Consider the following 1,446-nt stretch of genomic DNA (forward strand, 5'->3'; position numbering starts at 1 on the left):
AGTGCTGGCACAAGCATTATCGCCGTCGTCATCGGTCGCGCGCGGTGACCCCGACGTGACCGAGCAACCCGACTTGCGCGCGGTCCCGGCGTGGTTGCGTCGCCGCGACGGCACCCCGATCCACACCCGCGCGAACTCCCAGATCTACACCACCGAATCCACCTTGGCCGCCGAAGCCGAACTGATCGCGCTCTCTGTCGAGCCCGGCGGAGTCATCCTGAACCCCGGATTGGTCTCGCGCGCGGTGTACGAATACAACACCGCCCACCCCGACCAACCGTTGAATCCCGGTCAGATTCGGGTCATCGAATCGTTTGCCAGCGCCGGAATGCGTGTCCACACCGCCAACGCCCCCGCCGGAACCGGCAAGACCACCGCCATGCAAGTGCTCGCCACCGCCTGGCAATTATCCAGTGGTGGAACCGTGCTCGGAATGGCACCCACGGCCGCCGCCGCGTCCGTGCTGGGCGACTCGATCGGCACCCGCGCCGAAACGGTGGACAAACTTCTTCACGTCATCGACGCCCACCGCCCCGACAACCCCAACGAGAACCTGCCGTTTCTGCCGCAATGGGTCCTCGATATCGACGAAACAACGTTGGTCATCGTCGATGAACACGTCACCTTGCCGACCACCAAACGTCTGCAACTGCTGCGGTATCTGAGCGGACGCGGTGCGACCGTGCGGTGTATCGGTGACGACCGACAGCTCTCGGCGATCGATGCCGGTGGCGTCCATGCCGACATGACCCATGCCGCACCAGAGCAAGCACCGACCCTGACCGAGGTGGTGCGCTTCGCCCATCGAGGCGAAGCGTTGGCGTCAACCGGGCTGCGTGAGGGTGATCCGCTCGCCTTGGCCTGGTATCTGGACAACGGCCGCATCCACGCCGGGCACCTCGGCACCGTCTACGCAGACGCCTACCGAGCGTGGGCCGCCGACATCACTAACGGGTGGGACGCGGTGATGTTGGCCCCGACCCACGACATCGTGAGCGCGTTGAACGTGCGCGCGCGTGCGGACCGGATCGCGCGCACCGCTCCCGCGCTCACCGCGACCGGTGCACCCGACCCGCATGTGTTCCTCGCTGACCGGTTGGTGGCCTCAGCCGGTGACACCGTGCGCACGCGCCGCAACGACCCGCGCTTACGAGTCGGCGCGCGTGATTGGGTCCGCAACGGCTACTCCTGGACCATCCAGCACGTGCATTCCGACGGCTCTGTCACCGTCGCGCGGCGCGTTGGCGGTCGCGATACCGACGCGGCGGTGCGGCTGCCAGGCGAGTATGTGCACGAACACCTGCACCTCGGGTATGCCGCGACCATCGATTCCGCGCAAGGCATCACCGCGGATTCCTGCCACGTCGCGATGTCCGGGCGCGAGTCACGCCAACAGTTCTACGTGGCGATGACGCGCGGACGCCACGCCAACCACGCCTATATCGC

General features: G+C 66.7%; 1 protein-coding gene. It reads left to right on the top strand.

Going from position 1 to position 1,446, the window contains the following annotated elements; translation table 11 throughout:
• Nucleotides 1-55: 55 nt before the first annotated feature.
• Nucleotides 56-1,446: ATP-dependent DNA helicase (locus tag NS1_RS38450; RefSeq protein WP_255284851.1), on the top strand; the 1,391-nt coding region annotated here is incomplete at its 3' end.

This window comes from Nocardia salmonicida NBRC 13393, assembly GCF_001613085.1.
In the GTDB taxonomy this organism is placed as follows: Bacteria; Actinomycetota; Actinomycetes; order Mycobacteriales; family Mycobacteriaceae; genus Nocardia; species Nocardia salmonicida.